The 18,984-nt window shown below is 57.2% G+C and carries 21 protein-coding genes; 10 read left to right on the top strand and 11 right to left on the bottom strand.

The genetic code is table 11. The annotated features are described in order from the left end of the window. Positions 1–7 precede the first annotated feature (7 nt). The 5 genes from ACR0AJ_RS04845 to trxB form a co-directional block, all read right to left on the bottom strand. A complete protein-coding gene (locus tag ACR0AJ_RS04845; protein ID WP_480740224.1) occupies positions 8–1,726 on the bottom strand; it encodes a bifunctional sulfate adenylyltransferase/adenylylsulfate kinase in 1,719 nt (572 codons plus the stop codon). 216 nt (positions 1,727–1,942) lie between these two features. Continuing rightward, the gene (locus tag ACR0AJ_RS04840; RefSeq protein WP_170347850.1) at positions 1,943–3,613 is read right to left on the bottom strand and encodes an adenylate/guanylate cyclase domain-containing protein; all 1,671 of its coding nucleotides are present in this window, start codon (positions 3,611–3,613) and stop codon (positions 1,943–1,945) included. Between the two features lie 69 nt (positions 3,614–3,682). Beyond that, positions 3,683–3,949, bottom strand: a complete 267-nt coding sequence (locus ACR0AJ_RS04835) for an RES family NAD+ phosphorylase (protein WP_480740222.1) — start codon at positions 3,947–3,949, stop codon at positions 3,683–3,685. Next, positions 3,907–4,140 carry a hypothetical protein gene (locus ACR0AJ_RS04830; RefSeq protein WP_480740220.1) on the bottom strand — a complete coding sequence of 78 codons (234 nt, stop codon included), beginning with the start codon at positions 4,138–4,140 and terminating at the stop codon, positions 3,907–3,909. The genes ACR0AJ_RS04835 and ACR0AJ_RS04830 overlap by 43 nt, the downstream gene beginning before the upstream one ends. Positions 4,141–4,144: 4 nt before the next feature. Continuing rightward, entirely contained in the window at positions 4,145–5,086 is a 942-nt protein-coding gene (trxB, locus tag ACR0AJ_RS04825) for a thioredoxin-disulfide reductase (protein WP_170395432.1), read from the bottom strand. Positions 5,087–5,312: 226 nt separating this feature from the next. Here trxB and ACR0AJ_RS04820 point away from each other — a divergent pair, with 226 nt between their 5' ends. Further along, the gene (locus ACR0AJ_RS04820) at positions 5,313–5,813 is read left to right on the top strand and encodes an Lrp/AsnC family transcriptional regulator (RefSeq protein WP_170374263.1); all 501 of its coding nucleotides are present in this window, start codon (positions 5,313–5,315) and stop codon (positions 5,811–5,813) included. Between the two features lie 116 nt (positions 5,814–5,929). Here ACR0AJ_RS04820 and ACR0AJ_RS04815 read toward each other — a convergent pair whose 3' ends face one another. The 4 genes from ACR0AJ_RS04815 to lgt all read right to left on the bottom strand — a co-directional run bounded on the left by ACR0AJ_RS04815 (position 5,930) and on the right by lgt (position 10,150). Then, positions 5,930–6,712: a Hint domain-containing protein gene (locus ACR0AJ_RS04815; RefSeq protein ID WP_480646008.1), complete on the bottom strand. Its 783-nt coding sequence runs from the start codon at positions 6,710–6,712 to the stop codon at positions 5,930–5,932. 731 nt (positions 6,713–7,443) lie between these two features. Then, the gene (gene pgeF, locus ACR0AJ_RS04810; protein WP_480740218.1) at positions 7,444–8,202 is read right to left on the bottom strand and encodes a peptidoglycan editing factor PgeF; all 759 of its coding nucleotides are present in this window, start codon (positions 8,200–8,202) and stop codon (positions 7,444–7,446) included. Continuing rightward, positions 8,199–9,266 carry a class I SAM-dependent methyltransferase gene (locus ACR0AJ_RS04805; protein WP_170347856.1) on the bottom strand — a complete coding sequence of 356 codons (1,068 nt, stop codon included), beginning with the start codon at positions 9,264–9,266 and terminating at the stop codon, positions 8,199–8,201. Before ACR0AJ_RS04805 ends, pgeF begins: the two co-directional genes overlap by 4 nt. Beyond that, positions 9,263–10,150, bottom strand: a complete 888-nt coding sequence (lgt, locus tag ACR0AJ_RS04800) for a prolipoprotein diacylglyceryl transferase (RefSeq protein ID WP_480740216.1) — start codon at positions 10,148–10,150, stop codon at positions 9,263–9,265. Before lgt ends, ACR0AJ_RS04805 begins: the two co-directional genes overlap by 4 nt. 97 nt (positions 10,151–10,247) lie before the next feature. Here lgt and ACR0AJ_RS04795 point away from each other — a divergent pair, with 97 nt between their 5' ends. From ACR0AJ_RS04795 to ACR0AJ_RS04775, 5 genes are all read left to right on the top strand, one after another. Continuing rightward, positions 10,248–10,496, top strand: coding sequence for an accessory factor UbiK family protein (locus ACR0AJ_RS04795; RefSeq protein WP_037308471.1), 249 nt, complete (start codon positions 10,248–10,250; stop codon positions 10,494–10,496). Between the two features lie 314 nt (positions 10,497–10,810). Then, positions 10,811–11,311 (top strand): type III secretion system chaperone family protein, encoded by a 501-nt coding sequence (locus ACR0AJ_RS04790; protein WP_170347858.1) that lies wholly within the window; start codon positions 10,811–10,813, stop codon positions 11,309–11,311. Between the two features lie 36 nt (positions 11,312–11,347). Continuing rightward, positions 11,348–12,163 carry a pyrroline-5-carboxylate reductase gene (proC, locus tag ACR0AJ_RS04785; protein WP_480740214.1) on the top strand — a complete coding sequence of 272 codons (816 nt, stop codon included), beginning with the start codon at positions 11,348–11,350 and terminating at the stop codon, positions 12,161–12,163. Next, positions 12,156–12,494, top strand: coding sequence for a tRNA-binding protein (locus ACR0AJ_RS04780; RefSeq protein WP_170408992.1), 339 nt, complete (start codon positions 12,156–12,158; stop codon positions 12,492–12,494). The genes proC and ACR0AJ_RS04780 overlap by 8 nt, the downstream gene beginning before the upstream one ends. Beyond that, the gene (locus ACR0AJ_RS04775) at positions 12,494–13,444 is read left to right on the top strand and encodes a 2-hydroxyacid dehydrogenase (protein WP_170408993.1); all 951 of its coding nucleotides are present in this window, start codon (positions 12,494–12,496) and stop codon (positions 13,442–13,444) included. Before ACR0AJ_RS04780 ends, ACR0AJ_RS04775 begins: the two co-directional genes overlap by 1 nt. On the opposite strand, the gene ACR0AJ_RS04770 is transcribed toward ACR0AJ_RS04775, so the two are convergent. Next, positions 13,441–14,019: a thymidine kinase gene (locus ACR0AJ_RS04770; RefSeq protein ID WP_170360506.1), complete on the bottom strand. Its 579-nt coding sequence runs from the start codon at positions 14,017–14,019 to the stop codon at positions 13,441–13,443. The two genes, ACR0AJ_RS04775 and ACR0AJ_RS04770, sit on opposite strands and share 4 nt — an antisense overlap. Before the next feature lie 356 nt (positions 14,020–14,375). Between ACR0AJ_RS04770 and ACR0AJ_RS04765 the strand changes: the two genes are divergently transcribed. Then, positions 14,376–14,837 carry a hypothetical protein gene (locus ACR0AJ_RS04765; RefSeq protein ID WP_170347863.1) on the top strand — a complete coding sequence of 154 codons (462 nt, stop codon included), beginning with the start codon at positions 14,376–14,378 and terminating at the stop codon, positions 14,835–14,837. A 142-nt stretch (positions 14,838–14,979) separates the two neighbouring features. Next, positions 14,980–16,101 carry a PLP-dependent transferase gene (locus ACR0AJ_RS04760; RefSeq protein ID WP_480646015.1) on the top strand — a complete coding sequence of 374 codons (1,122 nt, stop codon included), beginning with the start codon at positions 14,980–14,982 and terminating at the stop codon, positions 16,099–16,101. Positions 16,102–16,191: 90 nt separating this feature from the next. Here ACR0AJ_RS04760 and ACR0AJ_RS04755 read toward each other — a convergent pair whose 3' ends face one another. Then, on the bottom strand, positions 16,192–17,316 hold the full coding sequence (locus tag ACR0AJ_RS04755; RefSeq protein WP_170347865.1) for a beta-ketoacyl-ACP synthase III: 1,125 nt from the start codon (positions 17,314–17,316) through the stop codon (positions 16,192–16,194). A gap of 165 nt (positions 17,317–17,481) precedes the next feature. On the opposite strand from ACR0AJ_RS04755, the gene ACR0AJ_RS04750 reads away from it, so the two are divergent. Both ACR0AJ_RS04750 and ACR0AJ_RS04745 read left to right on the top strand, forming a co-directional pair. Continuing rightward, positions 17,482–17,949, top strand: coding sequence for a MarR family winged helix-turn-helix transcriptional regulator (locus ACR0AJ_RS04750; RefSeq protein ID WP_170347866.1), 468 nt, complete (start codon positions 17,482–17,484; stop codon positions 17,947–17,949). Beyond that, a complete protein-coding gene (locus ACR0AJ_RS04745; RefSeq protein WP_170347867.1) occupies positions 17,946–18,983 on the top strand; it encodes an efflux RND transporter periplasmic adaptor subunit in 1,038 nt (345 codons plus the stop codon). Before ACR0AJ_RS04750 ends, ACR0AJ_RS04745 begins: the two co-directional genes overlap by 4 nt. Position 18,984: the final 1 nt, after the last annotated feature.

Below are 18,984 nucleotides of genomic sequence, written 5' to 3'. Positions count from 1 at the left end.
CCTGCGCTTAAGACGCGGCGATCAAACCCATGCTTTCCAGCTTGAGCAGCACCTGATGGGCGCAGTTGTCGACATCGACATTTTCGGTCTCGACGCTCAGTTCGGGGTTGGCCGGTACATCGTAAGGGTCTGAAATACCGGTGAATTCCTTGATCTTGCCTTCGCGTGCCAGCTTGTACAGGCCCTTGCGGTCACGGCGTTCGCATTCTTCGATGCTGGTCGCAACGTGAACCTCGCAGAAAGCACCGAACTGTTCGATGTCTTCCCGTACGGCACGGCGGGTGGTGGCATAGGGCGCGATTGGCGCACAAATGGCGATGCCGCCATTCTTGGTGATCTCACTAGCCACGTAACCAATACGACGGATGTTCAGGTCGCGGTGCTCTTTAGAGAAACCCAGTTCAGACGACAGATTCTTACGAACGATATCACCATCCAGCAATGTAACCGGACGGCCACCCATTTCCATCAGTTTGACCATAAGCGCGTTGGCGATGGTGGATTTGCCCGAGCCCGAGAAACCGGTGAAGAACACGGTAAAGCCTTGTTCCGAGCGGGGCGGTGACGTGCGGCGCAGTTCGGTGACAACCTCAGGGAAGCTGAACCATTCGGGGATTTCCAGCCCTTCGCGCAAACGGCGGCGCAGCTCGGTGCCCGAGATGTTCAGGATCGTGACGTTGTCCTTGTCTGCGATCTCGTCATTCGGTTCGTACTGGGCGCGTTCCTGCACATAGACCATGTGTTTGAAGTCAACCATTTCGACGCCGATTTCATCCTGGAACTGGCGGAACAGGTCCTGCGCGTCATAGGGGCCGTAGAAATCTTCACCCGCCGAGTTCTTGCCCGGACCGGCGTGGTCTCGGCCAACGATGAAATGTGTGCAGCCGTGGTTGGCGCGGATCAGGCCGTGCCAGACCGCCTCGCGCGGGCCAGCCATGCGCATCGCCAGGTTCAGCAGCGACATCGAGGTGGTCGATGCCGGGTACTTGTCCAGAACCGCCTCATAGCAGCGGACGCGGGTGAAGTGATCGACGTCGCCCGGTTTGGTCATGCCAACGACAGGGTGGATCAGCAGGTTGGCCTGCGCCTCTTTCGCGGCGCGGAAGGTCAGTTCCTGGTGTGCGCGGTGCAGGGGGTTGCGGGTTTGGAACGCAACGATGCGGCGCCAGCCCAGCTTGCGGAAATAGGCGCGCAACTCGTTCGGCGTGTCCCGGCGGCCACGGAAATCATAGTGAACCGGCTGTTGAATGCCGACTACGGGGCCGCCCAGATAGACCTTGCCAGCCACGTTGTGCAGATAGTTCACCGCCGGGTGCGCATCGTCATCGGCGCCAAAGACCTTTTCGGCCTCTCGCGCTTTGTTCGGGGTCCAGCGGTCGGTCACGGTCATGGTGCCGAGAATGACACCTTCCTGATCGCGCAGGGCAATGTCCTGACCCAATTCGATGGTCTCAGCAAATTCTTCGCTAACGTCCAGCGTGATGGGCATCGGCCACAGGGTGCCGTCGGCCAGACGCATGTTTTCGACGACGTTGTCGTAGTCAGCTTCGCTCAGGAACCCTTTGAGAGGGTTGAACCCGCCATTCATCAGCAGTTCCAGATCGCAGATCTGACGCGGGCTCAGGTCCCAGCTGGTCAGGTCGGCAGCTTCCACTTTCAATTTCTGCGCCGACTCGTACGAAACGTACAGTTCAGAGATCGGAGCCAGATTGCTTAACATCGTCATTGGAATACTCTTGTCGCAGTGCGGTTTTATCGGTGATTCAGGGGTGTTTATGGGGCATGTGCCCCGGCTGCTGGGCGAAGTCCATATACATTCACGAAATTAAGGACGATATGCGCGGTTTTTGTCCGGAATGGAAGGATTTTTCGCCTGACGCAGCTTTTCCCGACTTGTATCCCGCTGACACGCACCTGTCGTGTGAATTCAGTACATCCGTTCCTAGGCGGCCTTGTCCGTCATAAGGTCCGCAGCACGCGTCACCGGCAGCGCGGAAACCGGTTGTGTCACGCCGCGCAGCTCAAACGATTGCAGTCCGGACAGATCGCCGTCATACCCAGCCGCCTGCAGTAATTCGGCCGAGACCAGTAGTTCCGCCCCAAGCGCCTTGGTCTGGCCTTCAAGACGACTGGCCACATTAACCGCGTCGCCGATAATGGTGCGCGCAGAACTGCCTGCAGCGCCGATTTCACCTAGTACCAGATCGCCCAGATGCAGACCCATTCCGATGCGTATCCGGGGGCTGCCTTCGGTTTGAAGCTGTTGATTGAAATACTCAAGCGCGCGGCTGACATCGGCGGCGGCCTTCAGCCCGGCACGGGCCGAGTCTTTGGCATTCGGGGTTTCGAACACGGCCAGCAAGCCGTCGCCCATGTATTTGTCGACCACCCCGCCATCCGCCGTGATTGCCGGGACGATGGCATCAAAGAAACGGTTCAGCAGGAATACAATGTCATAGGGCAACTGGCCCGTGGTCCGCGATGTGAACCCGCGCATATCGAGAAACAGAACCGCCAGCTTGCGTTCCTGCCCTTGGCTGGCATGGGCTCGTCCGCGCTTGCCATCAGAGCGGAACATCCGAAACGCAACTAGGGGGGCGGTTGGCCGTATCTGACAGGCCAGCCTTGCGCCAGTCGGGGCGCTGACGGCGGCAAGGCTGCGGGTTTCAACCTCATCCGGGGTGGGCAGTTGATCCGCGCCATCCTCAATGATCACGCGACAGGTGGTGCAACGCCCCTTGCCCCCGCAAAGGGCTGTGTGCGGAATGCCATTGGCCTGCGAAATCTCAAGCAGGGTCATGCCCTTTTCTGCCACGACCTCGGGGCCATCGACATACTTGACCCGGACCGAGTGCCTGCGGCGCCATAGTTTGCGGATAGTAAATACCGCCAGCGAAGCCCCCAAGGCGATCCAGAAGGCCATTAACGCATTGTCTTTGACACTGAACATGACCTGAAAGGCCTCGGGCGTGGGCCAGTTGTAATGTTCTATATATTGATCGCGCAGGAACGGATCGGCAAAATCCGCCCAGATGCGGCGCCCTTCGGTAAGCAACCCAGCCAGCGCAAAGCTGGGCACAAATACCGCCAGACCGATCAGGTAAGGCACCCATCTGGACCACCAGCGGGTCAGTCGCAGCCACATGTGCAGCCCAATGCAACTGTGGACCCAAACCACCAGCAACAGCAGGCTTTGCATCCAGATCGCCGAGTTGGGCCACATCAGAATGATGATGTACCCCATCTCGTCATTGACGTTATAGATTTCGTGGGCATAGCGCGTCTGCACGATATGCGAGATCAGTTGCAGCGGGATCAACAGCCCCAGAATGACCTGCAAGGCCGTGCTGAAGGGCATGCGTAGCGTTCGGCGTTGGCTAATGGAATAAAGCGCAAGGCCAAGGTGGACGAACAGTGCCAGATACAAGATCAAGCTGCCCAGACTGTGCCGGGTAACTGCGTGGCGCCCATCCTGCATGCCGTGCAGGTAATCGGTATGGAACAGCCCCAACCCGATATTGATGAAATGAAAGAAGGCAAAGGCGAACAGGGTAAGACCGCTGATGATCCTAAGCCGGGTTGTCCACCCGCCTTGCCATAAAACGCTTTTCAATCAAGCCACCTGTATTCGCCGCGCGTGTTCCCGAGTCTGGTACGGCGACGCGAGTGGGTCAAGTTATGGTTACGTAAATGGCGGTGTCCACGGGGTTGCTTGGGATTCAGCGAAAATAATCGTTGGCGAAAGAGTGAACAGCACAATATGGCTTAGCTCCGGTCGGGACCGAGAGCTGTAGATCAACCCGTCAGCACCCGTATCGCGGGCGTGATCAGAGAAGCGCCATGTCGGTGAAACGCCCCGTTCTTCGTGGATATCCTGCCAGATAATCGACGCATCGGACTGGCCCCTCAGATCGACCAGTCTTGCACCAGTAACTTGGCCTCTTTGCAATATCCGCGGCGGATCGTTGGGCGAGACATACCGACGAATGACGACCCCTGCGCTTCGGCGCTGAGAGAGGCATAGAGAGCAATCTGCCCTGAATGATGAAAACGCCCCTCGGGCGCCCGGGCAGGGGCCAAAGGGGCGTCACTTTGGGAGAGAAACAGAATTCTCCAGACCGGGCCGGAGAACTCCAGCATTGTCTTAGTCCTGTTCCGCCAGGAACCGCTCGGCATCCAGCGCGGCCATACAGCCCATACCGGCGCTCGTGACGGCCTGACGATAGATGTGGTCAGTCAGATCGCCTGCTGCGAACACACCGGGCACCGAGGTTTCGGTCGAGCCCGGCTTGGTCACCACATACCCACCCATATGGGTTTCCAGCGAGTCCTTGACCAGCTCATTTGCTGGCGCGTGACCAATGGCGACAAAGACGCCTTTACAGGGAACTTCGGTGATCTCACCGGTTTTGACGTTCTTGACGCGCACACCCTCGACGCCCAGTGGGGAATCGGTGCCGATCACTTCTTCCAACTCGTGGAACCACATCGGTTCGATCTTTTCGTGTTTCAGCAATCGTTCCTGCAGAATTTTCTCGGCCCGCAGTTCGTCGCGGCGGTGAATCAGAGTAACCTTGCTGGCGAAATTGGTTAGGAACAGCGCTTCTTCCACGGCGGTGTTGCCGCCACCGATGACCACGATTTCCTGTCCGCGATAGAAAAAGCCGTCGCAAGTCGCACAGGCCGAAACACCAAAACCCTTGAACTTGTCTTCCGACGGCAGGCCCAGCCATTTAGCGCGCGCACCGGTGGCCAGAATGACCGCGTCCGCAGTATAAATATTGCCGCTGTCGCCTTTTGCGGTGAAGGGGCGTTTGCTGATGTCTAGATCACTGATGATATCGCCGATGACCTCACAACCCATCGCCTGGGCATGTTCTTGCATTTTGATCATCAGATCAGGCCCCTGAACTTCGGTGAAACCGGGGTAATTTTCGACGTCGGTGGTTGTTGTCAACTGACCGCCGGGCTCGATTCCCTGAACCAGGATCGGTTCAAGCATCGCGCGGCTTGCGTATACGCCCGCAGTGTAACCGGCCGGTCCCGATCCGATGATCAGAACCTTGGTGTGACGTGTCTCGCTCATGGTACCCCCAACTCGATCTGCCTGATTTGGGCGCGTGGCCCCTGGCGGATGGATATAGCGACCCCTGTGCCGCGCTTAAAGCCCCTTCCTGATTTACGCCTGTCAGACGCTAGGTAAATGACGGTTGAATAAGAACATTGAAAATAAACAATATTGCGCATTCACGAAAGATTATTGCGCATCTGCCGGGTGCTGATATAACAACCGAAAAATTCAGGAGTATTTGATGGTCGCGATACGGCTGGACGAGATTGACCGCAAGATTCTGGCGGAATTGCAGGCAGACGGTCGCATGACCAATGTCGAATTGGCAAAACGTGTGGGAATTTCCGCCCCACCTTGCCTGCGGCGCGTACGCACCCTTGAAGAATCAGGCTTGATCCGCGGCTACCATGCCGATGTAAATTCACGCGAGCTGGGGTTTGAGGTTCAAGTCTTTGCCATGGTCGGTCTGGAAAGTCAGGCCGAAGCCGAGTTGACCGCATTCGAGGAACGCTGCCGCGAATGGCCTTTGGTTCGGGAATGCCACATGCTGAACGGCGAAGTTGATTTCATTCTGAAATGCGTTGCGCCTGACCTAAGCAGTTTTCAGCAGTTTCTGACCGGCAAGCTGCTGACCACGCCGAATGTGGCCAGCGTCAAGACATCGCTCGTTATTCGCGGCGCAAAAGACGAACCAGGCGTGCCATTCGACGTTCTCGAGGAACGCATGAACCGAACGGCCTGAATTCCCGATGTTTCGGATGCGGTTTCATCTGTGGCAGGAAGGCTGCCACCGACATAGAGACCATCCAACTGACTAATAACTGCATAATGCCCCCACATTGCAGAACTCGTTTTAAACTAGGCGGAAATTGCGTCCACCTCACCATCCCCCGCGCGCGGCATGACCAGCGGGCCGAAATCATTGAGTGATTCGACATGCGAGAACAGGTTCAGATAGACCGATCTTAGCGACCGGCTGACCCGGCGAATTGCATTGGTGCCAGGGTGATAAGATTCGAATTGCAGACCATCGACCCGAATGACCGAGTGCCGTTTCAGGCAAATGTGAAACAGTTCGACCGGCGTTGGTGGCATGGTTTCAATGACACCCATTCCATCCTGAAATTCGTGGACCGGCGTTAGCACCTGTTCGTCTCCGTGCAGATGACGCAAATGCGCGGGCGTGCCCACGATTCGCGCAGCAGGGCCAGCGATTACACCGGACATCGGTTTTTGCATCCCGAACGTGTCGGCCATAATCCGTGTCAGTGGACGTGTCCGCCCCCGCGAATCCACACGCCCGGGTATCAGCGTGACTGACCCTTTCCACAACACTGTTTCGGATACACCATCTTGCGTCAGGACTGTATCACCTGGCAGCAGATCTTCGATTGCCATCGGGCCAAATTCCGTTTCAACCAACGCCCCACGCGTAAATGCGCAGAACGCGTCCTCGAACATTGGCAGGGCAGGTGCGATGTGACGAGTCTGGACCACATCGCCGTTTTTCATCAGCGTACTGACCTCATAGCGCCGCAGCTGCGCCTTGTGTTGTGTGGTCGGTCTTGGCGCCTCGCGCAGCAATGCTGAGGTTTCAACAGCATTTCTGGCGGCGCGTGATAAAGAATTTGGAATAGCCATTACAATTCCGTCCCCTCTAAAAACCGCGCAGGCAGGCAAGACCCCCGTACAGGCCAGCCTGATCGGTTATTTCCATGTCTTGGAAGAAAGCGGCGACATGCAAGGCGACAGAAACGCAGATCGCTTTTTGCGAAGGAAGTTCCTACATTTTTGGTCAGCACAATGACCCCCCAGACAAACTCATACAAACGCAGGCGAAATTGCCAGCGCACACACGCCCCGGTATTGAGCCGCGCAAATATTGGCGGCAGGCCGCACACCGGATCGGAGCACCCCTCCGTTGTGCGTCTTATTCCCCAGAACCGGCAGCTTGGTTCGCGGGAAAGTCATCGTCAGCGTCGGACCGCCAGGCGGCGCGCAACTCTGACCGAATTGCTGGAAACCCGTTTCCACGGCATCTCCAGTTTTTGCTCTCTGGTGGCCACAAGTACGGCGCTTAGAAAGCGTGATCTCGTCTTCATTTTTGTGTCCTGCTCGCTTGGGAACTGACGCCCCGTTTTCCTCTGACACCTAAGTCTGCCCGCTTATTACGGCGGCGATAAGGCTGATCCGGATTGAATTCAGGACAAATGAAGTCTTGCATTTCCTCTTTTCTGATCGCGTCGCGCTCCACTGGAGAATCGGCAGATAAACACTTGAGAGCGGACAATAATTATCAAATTGTCGAGACACGAATAGATAGGAAAATTGTGGCGAAAAAGCGGCGATTTTGCCGCAATTCGGACCCAGTCTTAAAGTTTTATGGCAGAAATGAGGCGACCGTAATCAGCCTCTTTCGCGTGGGTTGAGCGGCGGTACGAGTAGAATCTGTCGGGGTCAGAATAGGTGCAATGGCGTGTCCATTCGGCCTGTCCGACCCCCGCCTGACGCAGCCTGTGAAGGCCAAAAGCAGGCAAGTCGAACTGCAGTCGGTCGCCCGTTCCATTCGCAAAAAACTGCAGGTTTTTCGGAGAATCCGCGACGAATTCATCCAGAAATTCCGGCCCGACCTCATATGCCGCCTGCGAGATCGAGGGGCCGATTACCGCCACGGTGTTTTCCCGCTTGGCGCCAAGCGCCTCCATTGCGTCCAACGTTGCCTCAAGCACCCCATCCAAAGCGCCGCGCCATCCGGCATGCGCAGCTCCGATCACGTTCGCGTCAGAATCGGCAAATAGGACCGGCTGGCAGTCGGCGGTGAGAATCGTCAGGGCCAGATCAGGGGTTGCCGTGACCACCGCGTCGGCTTTTTGTTTGTCACCGTTGATCGGGGCGTCGACAGTCAGAACGGTGGGAGAGTGGACCTGATGAATGCCCACCAGGGCTTCGGGTGTGACGTCCATCGCCTGCGCCACGCGCTTGCGATTTACCGTGACCGCTTCGGTCTGATCGGAGGAGCCATAGCCGCAGTTGAGGCCCGAAAAAATACCCGATGATGCACCGCCGCGTCGGCTGAAAAAACCGTGGCGCACAGGGGCCAATAAATCAGAGGTCAGAATTTCCAAGGTCATGGCTCCAATCCCGGAGGTGGTGCGGAAGGGGTGGGGTAGAGGCCCAGCACTTTGAACAGGTTTCCCATTTCATCGGGGTGCGTCAACCGGCGATGTGCGGCAATTACCGCTTCAAGCTCAGACCCGCCGAGGGGCGCGGCAAGGGCTTGTGCACGGGTGGCAATTCCCAAGCGCTCCAGAAATACACCCTGTGGTGTCAGGCGCGAATGGGCGCATCCAGCGGCGCGGGTCGCCAGTGCCAGTGGTTCGAAATCCACATGTGCCGTCAGGTCAGCCTGACCGGGTTGGGCCAAAGGATCAGCGCGTTTATGTGCCTGCAGTGCCTGAAACGTGTCGCCAAGCGAATGCCAGTCGCCATAATCCACAATCAACCCTGCGCCGCCATGGGTGCCAATCCGCCCAGCAACCACGGTAATGATGGGAATGGCTGCGGCACACAGTTCGACCAGGTCACCATCAGCAGTGTCGTTCAGTCGATCCTTGAGGGCGATCTGATCTGCATGTGGACCCAATCCCCAAGTTAACGCGGTGCCATCGCGGCCAATCAACCGCTCGCGCCAGCCATCGCGGTCGCGCAGGAACTGTCGTATTGGCAGGGCGTCGAAGAACTCGTTCGCGACCAGAAACAACGGCGCTTCGGGCAGATCGGCGACCGAGTCGATCCAGCGCGGGTTATGATCCTTCAAAGTTTGCGCTTGTACGTCACGTAGAGCAGGCGAGGCTTCAAGCAGCACGACCTTAGCGGCCTCATTGAAGCCCGGCACGCGGGACGTGGCGCGCAGCATGTCGGCCATCAACGTGCCACGCCCTGGTCCAAGCTCGGCCAGAACAAAATGCTCGGGGTGGCCCTGATCCATCCAGCTTTGGGCCAGGGACAGGCCAATCAATTCTCCGAACATCTGGCTGATCTCGGGGGCAGTGATGAAATCGCCCTGCGTGCCCAGAGGGTCACGGGTGGTGTAATAACCGTATGTCGGGTGCAGCAGGCATTCGACTATGTAATCGGCCACACTTATCGGGCCGTCCTGCGCAATACGCGCCAGCAGATGATCTTGCAGGCTCATGCCTTCGATCTTGCACGCAGGGCGAACCACAAGCCAAGGGCAATCATCGGCAGTGACAGCAATTGGCCCATCGTCAGACCATAGCCGCCCACGTGCCAGGCCAGACCCAGCGGGTTCCCCGCCGAGATAAACTGTGCGTCGGGCTGACGGAAGAATTCGACAATGAATCGAGAGGCACCATAGCCGGCCAGAAAGACCCCCATGACCAGGCCCGGCCTGTGAAACGCGCCACGCCGATAGGCGAGCCACAGCAGCAGGGCACCCAGAAACAGTCCCTCTAACGCCGCCTCGTAAAGCTGTGAGGGGTGCCGCGCGCACATCCCGGCGACGACACCGGGGCAATCCTGCGCCGCCGCTCCGGGGAAGATCACCGCCCAAGGCAATTCGCTGGGGCGTCCCCACAACTCGGCGTTGGTGAAATTCGCCAACCGCCCGAGCAATAGCCCTGGCGGCACTGTGTGGGCGATCAGGTCGGCCATGGACAGAACCGGAATTTGGTGGCGTCGCGCATAAAGATAAGAGGCGATTACTACCCCCAACAGCCCGCCATGGAACGCCATGCCACCCTGCCAGACCTTGAGAATCTCCAGCGGGTTCGAAAGGTAATAGGCGGGCTGGTAGAACAGCACGAATCCCAGGCGCCCGCCCAGAATCACACCGAGGATGATCCAGGTAATCAGATCTTCAAGCTGTTCGGGCTTCATCGGGGGCGTCTTGTCGGGCCACAGAGCTGGGCGCCGCAGCGCCGCAATGCCCATCCGCCAAGCAATAAGAATGCCAACGATATAAGCCAGCGCGTACCACCGCAGGGCGAACTCCATCCCAAACAATGAGATCGAGAACAACTCGGGCGACAGATCGGGGAAATTCAGAACAGCCTGCATGTGCGTCTCATTGCCCGGGGTTTGCAGGGCAAGTCAACCTTGAGCCCGGAGTAATCATTCCCCATATAGAGACCAACCGCGATTTCGGAGTAGAGCCATGCAAACCCGCAACAAGATTCTCGATGATGTTTCCCAATTGATGACCAACGCCATGGGCGTGGCCCAGGGCGCACGGGAAGAGGCTGAGAATGCGATGAAGTCGATGATCGACCGCTGGCTGGCCGACCGCGATTTCGTCACACGCGAAGAATTCGACGCCGTTCGCGCGATGGCCCAAAAAGCGCGTGAAGAAAACGCAGCGCTGGAATCCCGCATAGCCGCGCTTGAGGCAAAGCTGGACAAGTAACGCCCCAAAAATCTGATTTTTGGCTAAAGCTATCCGCCGCGCAATCCGAACTTGGGTTGTGCGGTGTTGTGCATCATGCCGCCCTGCTGAGATTAATCAAGACAAAGCTACAATTCGTGCCAATATTTTGATCGCCGTTGCCGACTGTCCACAACTTATTGCTGTTATCCCCAATAAATAGGGTTGCCAGAACCCATCTCGCATCGCACCATATTTAGTACAGGCAGACGGGGTTGGCCCCGGCTTGTAGAGTAAGCAACTAGCATTGGGGCGCTGCCAGCCCCTAAGAGGCTAGAGATTAGTGAGGTGGCATTATGGCCCTTTCCGAGCAGTTTCTCGAAGAAGACCTTCATCCGATCGATATTGTTGAACATATTGCTGAACATCACGACTGGGACTTTGACCGGATCGGGGATGATCAGATTGCCATGGCCGTCGAAGGGCAGTGGCGCACATACTCGATCACGTTGGCCTGGTCGAACTATGACGAAACCCTGCGCATGGTGTGCTCGTTCGAGATGGAGCCACCGACGGATCGCGAAGCCAAGCTGTATGAACTGCTGAACAAGATGAATGATCAGTGCTGGGCCGGGGCGTTTACGTACTGGGCCAATCAAAAGCTGATGGTTTATCGCTATGGTCTGGTTCTGGCCGGTGGTCAGATGGCCAGCCCGGATCAGATCGACACGATGATCAGCGCCGCGGTGCTGAGCGCCGAGCGCTACTATCCGGCGATCCAGTTGGTCACATGGGGCAATCGGACCCCCGAAGAAGCGATACAAGTCGCCATTGCAGAGGCCTACGGCCGCGCGTAAAGCTTTGCCCCGAACCGAATGAGGAGAGGGGCAATCATGGACATGTCACGCGTTGCCGAACAGGGGCTGGTTCTTCTGGGGTGCGGCAAGATGGGATCGGCCATGCTCGCCGGATGGTTAGAGCATGGCCTTCCTGCGTCAGCGGTCTGGGTAATTGATCCTAACCCCTCGGACTGGCTTAAGGCGCAGGGCGTCAACATCAACACCCCGCTGCCCGTGGCCCCCGCCGTGGTACTAGTGGCCGTCAAGCCGCAGATGATGGGCGAGGCGCTGCCTGCGATCAAAACGTTGGGCGGAGGTAACAGCCTGTTTGTCTCGATCGCAGCGGGGACATCGATTGCCACGTTCGAGGCCGTTCTGGGCAAAGACACCCCGATCGTGCGCGCCATGCCAAACACGCCAGCCGCAATCCGGCAGGGAATCACGGCGCTTATCGGCAATGCGAAGGCTTCGGACGCGGATGTGGCATTGGCTGAAAACCTGCTGTCTGCCATCGGCGAGACCGTTCGGCTGGAAGATGAGGCGCAGATGGACGCCGTCACCGGGCTCAGCGGGTCAGGCCCGGCCTATGTCTTTCACCTGATTGAAACGCTCGCCGCCGCTGGTCAGGCACAGGGCTTGCCACATGAGCTGGCGATGAAGCTGGCTAAATCCACTGTAGCCGGGGCAGGGGCATTGGCCATGGCGGCAGAGGAAGACCCCTCGCAACTGCGCGTCAATGTCACATCGCCTAACGGCACAACCCAAGCCGCGCTTGAGGTGCTGATGCACGAGGAAGAAGGTTTCCCCAACCTGCTGCACCGTGCAGTCAAAGCTGCGACAGATCGATCCAAGGAGCTGTCCCGTGAGTGAGATTACATTCGACGATTTTCTCAAGGTCGACATCCGCGTGGGCGAGGTGATCCGGGCCGAACCTTACCCAGAGGCCCGTAAACCTGCGATCAAGATGTGGATCGATTTTGGGGATGAGATTGGTGAGCGGAAAACCTCGGCCCAGGTCACCGCGCATTACGATCCTTCGACGCTGGTGGGCAAGCAGGTGATGGCCGTAGTGAACTTCCCCCCGCGCCAGATCGGTCGGTTCATGTCTGAAGTTCTGGTACTAGGCTTGCCCGATGAAAACGGTGAAGTGGTCTTGATCGGCCCGGATGGCGAAGTTCCTATCGGCGGGCGGATGCACTGATGAAATTGCTGATCACCCGCCCAATGACCGCCGCCGTCGAGGCCCGCGCTCGCCGCGCGTTCGATGTGGAAATTCGTAGCAACACCTTGCCCATGACGTCCGAGGAAATGCTACGCGCACTAAGGGATTTCGATGTGGTCGTGCCCACATTGGGTGACCAGTTTTCGGCCCAGATTTTCTCGGATGCCCCCAACCCTCGGTGCAAACTCCTGGCCAATTTTGGTGTCGGTTACAACCATATCGACGTCGACGCCGCGCGTACCGTTGGTGTCGCGGTCACCAACACGCCCGGTGCAGTCACCGATGCGACGGCCGATATCGCCATGACCCTGTTGTTATCCACGGCCCGTCGCGCGGGCGAGGGCGAACGGCTGGTCCGCGCGGGCAACTGGCAAGGATGGCATCCAACGCAGATGCTGGGCCACCACGTTACCGGCAAGCGAGTCGGAATCGTTGGTATGGGCCGGATCGGTCAGGCCATTGCCCGGCGCTGTCATTTCGGGTTCGCGATGCAGGTGGCGTATCAGTCACGCAGCCCGAAGGAGGTAGAGTTTCCTGCTGAATATATCCCCGACCTTTCGTCTTTGGCGGCGTCGGTCGATTTCCTCGTGATTGCCGTGCCTGGCGGGGCTGAAACCCGTCACCTGATCAACGCGCAGGTGCTAGATGCGATGAATCCATCAGCCATTCTGATAAACATCGCCCGCGGTGAGGTCATTGACGAGACCGCCCTGATCGCCGCCCTACAGTCCGGCCAGATCGCGGGCGCCGGGCTGGACGTGTATGAATTCGAACCCGCCGTTCCGCAGGCGCTGCGTGATATGGATAACGTGACCCTGTTACCACATCTTGGCACAGCCACCGAGGAAGTGCGCAGCGACATGGGGCATATGGCACTGGACAACGTGGCGGCCTTTGTCGAGGGACGGCCGTTGCCAAATCCGGTCTAAGATCCGACCGCCTCGCGCCAGTGTTTGCGGCAGAGCGAGACATAGGTCTCGTTCCCGCCGATCTGCACCTGTGCACCTTCGGTGATGGTGTTGCCGTTCTCATCCTGACGAATCACCATCGTCGCCTTGCGCCCGCATTTGCAGATGGTGCGCACCTCACGCATTTCATCAGCCAGAGCTAACAGCGCTGCTGAGCCCGGAAATAGACGCCCCTGAAAGTCCACTCGCAACCCATAAGCCAATACCGGCACGTTTAGGTCATCTACCGCACGGGCAAGTTGCCAGACCTGATCTTCCGTCAGGAATTGCGCCTCATCTATAAAAACGCAGGCGATATTGCCCTGATCCAGCCGCGCTCGGATCATGGCAAAGACGTCATCTTCGGTTGTGAACGTATCGGCGTCTGCGGAAATCCCGATCCGCGACGCAATTTTCCCGACACCAGCGCGCCCATCCAGGGCAGCGGTCATCAAATAGGTGTCCATGCCCCGCTCACGATAGTTATGCGAGGCTTGCAATAAGACGGTCGATTTACCCGCGTTCATGGTGGAATAATTGAAGTAGAGCTTTGCCATGCACCCGGGTCTAATTGGCAAGACCTGCCTGGGCAAGGCATCAAAACCCGTTAAGGAAGCGACGTCGCCGTTGTCATTGCAGGGACAGAGCGTACGCTCAAAGGGGATGGATCCCCTGCGCCTACAACAGCGACGCCGTCGGCCAACATGCGGCCTATACCGAACGGGGCTTAAATTGCGCCCCGCAATCACTCTTTACCGGCCGGAACGGCCGCCACTCACTCACAAAACCCCTGCATATCTGAGGGATAGCCAATTTATGACATTTCAACTATGAATCGAATATGGGAAATTTCCTGTCCCTTTCCCCCACAGTGGCAGATGTTGTGGAGGGCACAGGCAGCAAAGGTACAAACATGGCAGATATCGGGGCCTACCTGAAAAAGCACACAGAGGCGTTGGTCAAAGACGTCGGCATTGAATCCGCGTGTGAGATCACTGGAAAATCCAAGGCGACTCTGGGGCGGTATTATTCAGACAATGCCGAACACGCCGACCGGTTCATGCCTGTGGACGCCGTGGCCCGGCTTGAGGCTGTGTCAAACTACCCGCATGTTACCTCGGCGCTGGCCGATCTGAAAAACATCACGCTGTCGTATGACGGTCGCAACACCGAAAGCCCGCGCACCGGTGGGGTGAATTCGGACGTGATCGCGTTGAGCCAGCGGTTCGCCATGCTGATGACCGAATATCAGGCCGCCATCGAAGACGGCATCATAACCGTGAACGAGGCCAAACGCCTTCTGAAGGAAACCAGCCTGCTGCAACAGGTGCTGATCGAGATGAAGCTGCATCTGGAAGAGGAAAGCGTGAGCTAACTCTGATCGTTAACCTTCCCGCGAATAATACCTGCAGAGTCGGGCTTCAAAGGTCTGCTTTGCGGACAATCCGGACTTTACTGCCGGCGATTTGAAGGTCAGCTTCCTATGCATTGGCAGATACTTAGTCTAGAATTGCCATATGCTGATTGGAACGCAAAACACGCTCTCAGAAGTGATCAATGCTAGAGGTGTTTTTACACCTCTTGGTGTTTCTCGATCCTCAAAAGAAGTCTGTGAAGCTGTTTCCGATGCTTTAGGGCGTCACTTCATTATGGATGATCTCCATGATGCAGTGTGTCGAGAAATTGCCGAAATGACCAATGCGAGCGCGGCCACTGTCGTACATTGCAGTGCGGCTGCGATTACATTGGCTGTAGCGGCCTCTATGACCGGTTGTTCCCCAGGCGCGATTAAACAGCTTCCCGATGCAAGCGGTCTCAAGAGCCGAGTCATTTTGCCTGCAAAACACGCAGTAAATTACGGTCATCCCATTGAGCAAGCTATCCGACTTGCAGGTGCGAAACCGGAGCTTGTGGGCGACAATTCGGCTTGCGGCATTGAGGACCTTGCTCACGCTTGTTCAAAACTGGATGCGTGTTGTTTAGTGCTTGTTTCCTCCAGACTTACTGGAGGCGAAATGCTGGATTTTCGAAAAGCAGTCTCTGCGGCCCATGAACATGATCTGCCAGTGGTGATTGATGGCGCGGCCCAGGATTTTCGAATTGAAGACTTGCTGGATACCGGAGCTGACGTGGTTCTCATTAGCGGCCAAAAATACTTAGCTGGCCCAACATCAGGTTTGGTTCTTGGAAAGCCCGATCTGGTTTCAGCAGTCAGAGCACAGGAAAAAGGAATAGGGCGCGGCATGAAGGCATCAAAGGAAGCTCTCCTCGGTGTCCTTACTGCTTTGAAGCTTCGCCAACAGCTTAACAAAGAGGCTTGGTCGTCACAACAAAAGGAAAAGGTTGCCCGATTTGTCTCAGTAGCGAACACGATTGAAGGTATCACGGCCAATGCAAATCCTGATCCTACAAATCTGCCATTTGATCGAGCGCATCTCTGCATTGCCAAGTCGTCAGAATTTCCTGATGCGGCACAAATGGCAGCAGCTTTGAAAGCCGGTGAACCTTCGATCTGGATCATGGACCATTTAACCCACCAGTCGGAGATAGTGTTGGAGCTAGTCCAACTTACGCAAGAAGAAATCGACACAGTTCTGGATCGAATTAGAGACGTACTGTCCCAATATCAAAAATCCTAAAAGCTGACATTTACGCAACCTGCGGCATTGGTCAAATTGGGCTCAAAGCGGACAGGCGAACTCTTTTACGCGGCTTCTGTATACAGGCCGTTACCCGTGCCGCTTCACGATCACCGATCCCACCGAATACCCAGCGCCGAACGAACAAATAAGACCAACATCTCCATCCGACAGATCATCGGAATACTTGGAAAACGCGATGATCGACCCGGCTGAGGATGTGTTGGCATAGTCCTGCAGAATATTGGGCTGTTCACCCGCTTCGGGTTCGCGTCGCAGTACCTTTTTGCCAATGAAATCATTCATCGTCTTGTTTGCCTGATGCAGCCACAGGCGTTTCAGGTCGCTGCTGCCAACCCCTTCGGATTCCATGTGATCCGAGATGTGTTTGCTGACCATCGGCAGCACTTCCTTGAACACTTTCCGGCCGTTTTGCATGAATTGCATGTCTCGCCGGTCGATCACCCCATCAGGGCGCGAGCGGCGCAGGAAGCCATTATTATTGCGGATGTTGTTCGAGAAGGATGTGGCGCAGCGGGTCGAGAGGATTTCGAAATGCGGGCCCGTCGCGTCTTCGATCCGCTCGACCAAGGTGGCCGTGGCCACATCGCCGAAGATAAAGTGGCAATCGCGATCACGCCATTCCAGGTGACCCGAACAGATTTCGGGGTTGACCACCAGCGCTGACCGGACCGAGCCCGAGCGCACCATGTCCGCCGCTGCCTGAATACCGAACGTAGCCGAGGAGCAGGCGACATTCATGTCGAAGCCAAAGCCGTTGGTGCCCAACGCCTGCTGAATCTCGATCGCGATCGCAGGATAGGCGCGTTCATGGTTTGACGCGGCGCAGATCACCAGATCGACATCTTCGGCACTGCGACCCGCCTGAGCCAGCGCTTTTTTGCAGGCATCCACGGCCATCTCGGTCATGATGCCGGGTTCGTCATCGCCGCGTTGGCGAAGCAGGGGATGCATCACGTCTGGGTCCAGCACACCGGATTTATCCATCACATATCGGTTCTCGATACCCGATGCCTTGAGGATGAATTCTACGGACGAATGCTGTATCGGTTCAATCTCACCCGCTGCAATCGCGTCGGCATTTTTGGCGTTTTGCGTGTCGGCATAGGCGTTGAAGGCGGCGACAAGCTCGGCGTTGGTGATGACGTTCTCGGGCGTGAAAACACCGGTGCCGGTGATTGCGGGCGTATACATGGCGGGTCCTGAATGTTTCGAATCCGCTTAAAATGCAGTCGCTGCGGGTTTTGATCAAGAGAAGGTGACCCAAGGGAATGCAGCGAAACCAGTCAAATTACTGCTTCACAACTTGAATGGTTCATAATCTGAAGTATATGACGCCACGGACACACGGAGCTCCCAATGCCAGACAACATAAGCGACAGGCTTGGCCGCCTAAGCCCTGAAATCCAGTCAATCATGGGTGTGTATGCCCTGTACTGGAAGCTGGAAGAGGCGTTCGATTGCATTGAAACGGAACTTAGCCATCCGGAATGCCACATGTTGATCAAACTGGATCAACCCAAGCGTATGGGCGTTCTGGCGGCCGACATGCTGAGTGTCCCTTCGACCATAACCGCCACGGCGGACGGTTTGGAAAAAGCTGGCTATCTGACGCGTGAACGTGACCCCGAAGACCGCCGTGCCTGGTTGCTGGTTCTGACTGAGCAGGGCGAAGAGGCCCGGAATATGCTGGTGTCCGAAGCCGGTGACCTTTTTCACCGCGCATCCGGATTGGATGCAAAGGAAACTGCCGAATTCGCGCGATTGGCGCGCAAAATCCGAGACAACATCCTGAAAACAGGAATTCCCGAGGGATTGACGAAATGAAACTCCTCTCTGTTCTGAGTGCGACCCTGATCGCGCTGACGACACCGGTTCTGGCTCAAGAAACCGCCAAGCCGGTCAAGCTGATGCAGGTGCGCGAAACCGCACCGGGCTTTTCACGCCAGTTCTTTGGGCGCGTGGCCGCCCGACAAACCGTTGATCTGGCCTTTCAGGTCTCGGGTCAGATTGTTGAGATGCCGGTGACCGAAGGTTTTGTGATCCCCAAGGGTGAGTTGATCGCGCAGCTGGATCAAGCACCTTTCCAGCGCCGGTACGACCGCGCGGTCCTGCAAAAGGATCAGGCGGACCGAACCGTGGCTCGCTTGTCTCGATTGCGGGGTACCACCGCCAGCCAAGTGGCCGTGGACGATGCGGAGACAGAGGCGCAACTGGCTGATATCGCCGTGCGGGATGCGGAATACGATCTTGAACATGCGACTCTGACCGCGCCATTCGACGCGCTAGTGTCCAGCCGGGCGGTCGAAGCCTTTACCACCGTGTCAGCTGGCGCCCCCATCGTGCGCATTCACGACATGTCGGAATTGCGGATCGAGGTCGATGTGCCCGAGATTCTGTTTCAGCGTTCGGGTCAGGAAGAAAGCTATACGATCACCGCGAAATTCCCGACCAGTGACGAGGTATTCCCCCTTCAGATTCGTGAGTTTGATGCCGAAAGCTCAACCGTGGGGCAGACATTCCGCATTCAGTTCGGCCTAACCCCGCCGGAGGGTTTGCAAATCCTGCCGGGCTCGTCCGTGACTGTGACTGTTCAGGTAGAGGATGGCCGAACCGGTATCGTCATTCCGGCCGCGGCCATCGTTGCAGGCGCTGATGGAGCTTTGGGCGTCATGGTGTTTTCGCCAGTTGGCGCCGACGAAGGCGCCGTTCAATACGTTCCTGTCACCATCGAGCCCACCCAGACCGGCGAGGTCCGAGTGCTGACCGGTCTGTCGGACGGTGACGAAATCGTTGTCGCTGGCGGCAGTGCGCTGACCGACGGTCAGGCCGTACGCCGCTTTGCTGGCTTTGCGAACTGAG

The sequence above is a fragment of the Ruegeria sp. CJ9 genome (assembly GCF_056536625.1).
Note: the sequence above shows the minus strand (reverse complement) of the source record. Positions and strands in the feature narration are given on the sequence as shown.

Coding starts and splice junctions, on each gene's coding strand:
- ACR0AJ_RS04770 (WP_170360506.1), bottom strand. CDS start 14,019: ATGGCAAAGCTCTACTTCAATTATTCCACCATGAACGCGGGTAAATCG.
- ACR0AJ_RS04790 (WP_170347858.1), top strand. CDS start 10,811: ATGGCCCTTTCCGAGCAGTTTCTCGAAGAAGACCTTCATCCGATCGAT.
- pgeF (WP_480740218.1), bottom strand. CDS start 8,202: ATGACCTTGGAAATTCTGACCTCTGATTTATTGGCCCCTGTGCGCCAC.
- ACR0AJ_RS04750 (WP_170347866.1), top strand. CDS start 17,482: ATGCCAGACAACATAAGCGACAGGCTTGGCCGCCTAAGCCCTGAAATC.
- ACR0AJ_RS04830 (WP_480740220.1), bottom strand. CDS start 4,140: ATGCTGGAGTTCTCCGGCCCGGTCTGGAGAATTCTGTTTCTCTCCCAA.
- ACR0AJ_RS04760 (WP_480646015.1), top strand. CDS start 14,980: ATGCTGATTGGAACGCAAAACACGCTCTCAGAAGTGATCAATGCTAGA.
- ACR0AJ_RS04765 (WP_170347863.1), top strand. CDS start 14,376: ATGGCAGATATCGGGGCCTACCTGAAAAAGCACACAGAGGCGTTGGTC.
- trxB (WP_170395432.1), bottom strand. CDS start 5,086: ATGAGCGAGACACGTCACACCAAGGTTCTGATCATCGGATCGGGACCG.
- ACR0AJ_RS04745 (WP_170347867.1), top strand. CDS start 17,946: ATGAAACTCCTCTCTGTTCTGAGTGCGACCCTGATCGCGCTGACGACA.
- ACR0AJ_RS04820 (WP_170374263.1), top strand. CDS start 5,313: ATGGTCGCGATACGGCTGGACGAGATTGACCGCAAGATTCTGGCGGAA.
- ACR0AJ_RS04755 (WP_170347865.1), bottom strand. CDS start 17,316: ATGTATACGCCCGCAATCACCGGCACCGGTGTTTTCACGCCCGAGAAC.
- lgt (WP_480740216.1), bottom strand. CDS start 10,150: ATGCAGGCTGTTCTGAATTTCCCCGATCTGTCGCCCGAGTTGTTCTCG.
- proC (WP_480740214.1), top strand. CDS start 11,348: ATGGACATGTCACGCGTTGCCGAACAGGGGCTGGTTCTTCTGGGGTGC.
- ACR0AJ_RS04815 (WP_480646008.1), bottom strand. CDS start 6,712: ATGGCTATTCCAAATTCTTTATCACGCGCCGCCAGAAATGCTGTTGAA.
- ACR0AJ_RS04845 (WP_480740224.1), bottom strand. CDS start 1,726: ATGACGATGTTAAGCAATCTGGCTCCGATCTCTGAACTGTACGTTTCG.
- ACR0AJ_RS04775 (WP_170408993.1), top strand. CDS start 12,494: ATGAAATTGCTGATCACCCGCCCAATGACCGCCGCCGTCGAGGCCCGC.
- ACR0AJ_RS04805 (WP_170347856.1), bottom strand. CDS start 9,266: ATGAGCCTGCAAGATCATCTGCTGGCGCGTATTGCGCAGGACGGCCCG.
- ACR0AJ_RS04795 (WP_037308471.1), top strand. CDS start 10,248: ATGCAAACCCGCAACAAGATTCTCGATGATGTTTCCCAATTGATGACC.